Source organism: Nonomuraea diastatica, from assembly GCF_004349015.1.
GTDB classification, from domain to species: domain Bacteria; phylum Actinomycetota; class Actinomycetes; order Streptosporangiales; family Streptosporangiaceae; genus Nonomuraea; species Nonomuraea diastatica.
Genome location: NZ_SMKP01000344.1, coordinates 1 through 4,237 on the forward strand (window position 1 = coordinate 1; position 4,237 = coordinate 4,237).

Annotated in this window: 1 protein-coding gene and 1 pseudogene; both read left to right on the top strand. The window is 68.0% G+C overall.

The window, feature by feature from the left end:
* Positions 1 to 15 precede the first annotated feature (15 nt).
* Positions 16 to 177 (top strand): annotated as a pseudogene (locus E1294_RS58735) (AMP-binding protein); the annotation flags it as partial.
* A gap of 24 nt (positions 178 to 201) precedes the next feature.
* On the top strand, positions 202 to 4,237 hold a 4,036-nt coding region (locus E1294_RS51150; protein WP_342775165.1), incomplete at its 3' end, for an amino acid adenylation domain-containing protein.

The window sequence follows — 4,237 nt, forward strand, 5'->3', positions numbered from 1 at the left end:
ATCACCGAGACGACGGTGCATGTCACTTACCGGCCGATCACTCCGGCCGACCTGGATGTGGTCAGTCCGATCGGTGTCCCGATCCCGGACTTGCGCATTTATGTGCTGGATCGGGCGGGTCGTCCGGCGCCGGCGGGTGTGGCGGGGGAGGTGTATGTCGGTGGTGCGGGTCTGGCGCGTGGGTATCTGGGTCAGTCTGGGTTGACCGCGTCGCGGTTCGTGGCCGATCCGTTCGCCGGTGGCGGGGAGCGGATGTATCGCACTGGTGATGTGGCCCGGTGGAGCGCGAGCGGTGATCTGGAGTTCGTGGGCCGTAACGACGATCAGGTCCAGGTCCGTGGCTACCGGGTCGAGCTGGGCGAGATCGAGGCCGCTCTGCTGCGGGTGCCAGGAGTGTCCCAGGCTGCGGTCAACAAGGACCTGGTCGCCTACTACGTCGGCGAAGGGGTGGACGCGGCCGGCCTGCGCGAGCACCTGACGGCTGAGCTTCCGGGTTATATGGTTCCGGCTGCGTTCGTCGCGCTCGAGGTCATGCCGTTGACCCCGAGTGGCAAGGTGGATCGGGCGGCGCTGCCCGCTCCGGACGGCGATGCCTTCGCCCGTGCCGGCTACCAGGAACCTGAGGGGCCTGTCGAGCGGGTCATCGCCGAGGTCTGGGCCGCGCTCCTCAGCATCGACCGGGTCGGGAGGTACGACGACTTCTTCGCGCTCGGCGGCCACTCCCTGCTGGCCGTCACTCTCGTGGAACGCCTCCGCGAACACGGCATCGCGTGCGATGTTCGTACGGTCTTCGCCCATCCGACCGTGGCCGGACTGGCCGCGGCCGACGAATCCGGCCTGCTCACGGTCCCGGACAATCTGATCACTAAGGACACCGCGGTGATCACGCCTGAGCTGCTGCCGCTGGTCGAGCTGTCCCAGGAGCAGATCGACCGGATCGTCGCGAACATCCCTGGCGGGACCGCGAACGTCCAGGACATCTACCCCTTGGCGCCGCTGCAGGAGGGCATGCTCTTCCACCACCTGATGTCGCTGGACAGCGACGCCTACGTGTTGTCGAACCTCCTCGCCATCGACACCCGGGAGCGCCTCGACGAGTTCCTGGAGGCGTTGCAGACGGTGATCGACCGGCACGACGTGCTGCGCACCTCGCTGGTCTGGGAGGGGGTGTCCCGCCCTGTCCAGGTCGTGCACCGGCACGCTCGGCTCACCGTGGAGCAGGTCGATGCCGCCGAGCTGGCCGGCGTCGACAAGCGGATCGATCTCGGCACCGCTCCGCTCGTTCGGGTGCTGACGGCGCACGACGCGGCGAATGACCGGTGGTTGCTGCTGGTGCTGATGCACCACGTCATCGATGACAACACTTCGCTGCAGACCATCGTGGGCGAGGTCGGTGCGATCATGGCCGGTCGCGCCGATGAGCTGCCCGCGCCGGTGCCGTACCGGAACGTGGTCGCGCAGGCGGTGCTGGGCATCTCCGAGGCCGAGCACGAAGAGTTCTTCACCGGCATGCTCGCCGGGATCGGCGAGCCGACCGCTCCGTACGGCATCCTCGACGTCCACGGCGACGGCACAGACGTCACCGAGGCGAGCATGACGCTGGACGCGGGCACCGACCACGCGGTCCGTGATCTGGCCCGTCGGTCCGGCGTGTCGGCGGCCGCTGTTTTCCACCTGGCGTGGGCGCTGGTGGTGGCCCGGCTGAGCGGTCGTGATGATGTGGTGTTCGGCACGGTGCTGTTCGGGCGTATGCAGGGTGACGCGGGCAGCCGCCGTGGTGTCGGAGCCTCGATCAACACTCTGCCGGTGCGGCTCGACGTCACCGATCTCACCGTCGGCACCGGTGTCCGAGAGGCGCATCGCCTGCTCACCGGCCTGATCCGGCACGAGCACGCCCCGTTGAGCCTGGCCCAGCGGTGCAGCGGCTTGCCCTCCGGAACCCCGCTGTTCACCAGCCTGCTGAACTACCGGCACAACACCCTTGACCGCGGTGACGAGACCGTGGCGTGGCCGGGCGTCGAGGCACTGTCCAGCCAGGAGCGCACCAACTACCCCTTGGTGGCGTCGATCGACGACGGTGGCGACGAGTTCAAGGTCACCGCTCAGACGAGGGCCCCGATCGACCCGGCCAGTGTCTGCGCGCTGCTCGGCCGGGCTCTCACCGAGCTGGCCACTGCCGATCGTCCGCTCGCCGAGCTGGATGTGCTGTCGGAGGCCGAACGGCGTGAGGTGGTGGCGTACGGGCATCCGTCGCCGGTGGTGCCGGTGGTGCCGGTGGGGTTGAGTGTGCCGGAGGTGTTCGCGGCGCAGGTGCGGCGTTCGCCGGGTGCGGTGGCGGTCGGTGAGTGGACTTACGCCGAGCTGGATGTGATGGCGAACCGGGTGGCGAACCGGCTGCGCGAGCTGGGGGTGATCCGGGGTGCGCGGGTGGTGGTGCGTGCTCCGCGTAGTGCCGAGCTGGTGGCCGTCTTCCTGGGCATTTTGAAGGCCGGCGGTGTCTACGTGCCGGTGGACATGGGCTACCCGGAGGCGCGGGTAGCACGGATCGTTGCCGACTCCGTTCCGGTCGTGGTGCTCGATGGCCTGGCCGATGTTCTCAACGGCGTCGACACCACCGATCCCGGTCTGCCGGTGTCGGCGTCGGACGCAGCCTATGTCATGTACACCTCGGGTTCGACGGGCGCGCCCAAGGGTGTGGTGGTGTCGCACGCCAACATCGTCTCCCTCGTGGTCGACAACGGTTTCCTGACTCTGACCGGTGATGATGTGGTGGCGTTCGCGGCGAATCCGGCGTTCGACGCCTCCACCTGGGAGATTTGGGGGCCGCTGCTGAACGGCGCCCGGATCGCGGTGATCGGCGAGTCGCAGGTGCTCGACGCGGGCGAGTTCGGGGCGCTGCTGAAGGCGGCGTCGGTGTCGGTGCTGTTTCTGACCACTCGTCTCTTCGACCGGTACGTGGCGGCCATCCCTGATGTGCTGGCGGGGCTGCGGTGTGTGATGACCGGTGGTGAGCGGGCCGAACCGGCGTCGTTCGCCCGCCTGCTGGCTGAGGGCGGGCGGGTGCGGCTGCTGCACTGTTACGGCCCCACCGAGACGACCACGTTCGCCGTGATGCATGACATCGGGCAGGCGCCGACTGGGGGTGTTCCGATCGGTCGGCCGGTCGCGGGCCGGTTCGTGCGGTTGTTGGATGGCCGGGGGCGGCCGGTGCCGGTCGGTGTGGTGGGTGAGCTGTATTTGGGCGGTTTGGGCACTGCGCATGGGTATCTGGATCGTGCGGAATTGACGGCGGCTCGGTTCGTGCCTGATCCCTTGGAGGTGGGGGGTCGGCTCTATCGCACGGGTGACCTAAGTCGGTGGTTGCCGGGCGGGACGCTTGAGTTCCTGGGTCGTAACGATTTCCAGGTGAAGATCCGTGGTTTCCGGGTGGAGCCTGGTGAGGTGGAGGCGGCTCTGCTGCGGGTGCCGGGAGTGTCGCAGGCGGTGGTGAGCAGGGACCTGGTCGCCTATTACGTCGGCGACGGCGTCGGCGCGGCCGGCCTGCGTGAACGCCTTACGGCTGACCTGCCGGGTTACATGGTTCCGGCTGCGTTCGTGGCTCTTGAGACCCTGCCCTTGACCCCGAACGGCAAGGTCGACCGCAAGGCGCTGCCCGCTCCGGACGGTGACGCGTATGCGCGGATGGGTTATCAGGAGCCGGAGGGGGAGATCGAGCAGGCGATCGCCGGGGTGTGGGCGGAGCTGCTGGGGGTGGAGCGGGTCGGTCGGTTCGATGATTTCTTCGCGTTGGGTGGGCATTCGCTGCTGGCGGTGTCGCTGGTGGAACGCCTGCGCGAGCGCGGGATCACGTGTGATGTGCGTTCTCTGTTTGCCGCACCGACGGTGGCTGGGCTGGCCGAGTCGGTGAGTAGCGCGCCTGTTGAGGCGGTCGTGGTCCCGGCCAACCTGATCACCGAGGACACCACGGTCATCACGCCGGAGTTGCTGCCGCTGGTCGACCTCAGTCAGGAGCAGATCGACCGGATCGTCGCGCAGATCCCTGGCGGGACCGCGAATGTGCAGGACATTTACCCTCTGGCGCCGTTGCAGGAGGGGATGCTCTTCCACCATCTGATGTCGCCGGAGCACGACGTCTACGTGCTGTCGAACCTCCTGGCCATTGACACCCGGGAGAACCTCGACGGATTCCTCGCCGCACTGCAGACGGTGATCGACCGGCACGACGTGTTGCGTACCT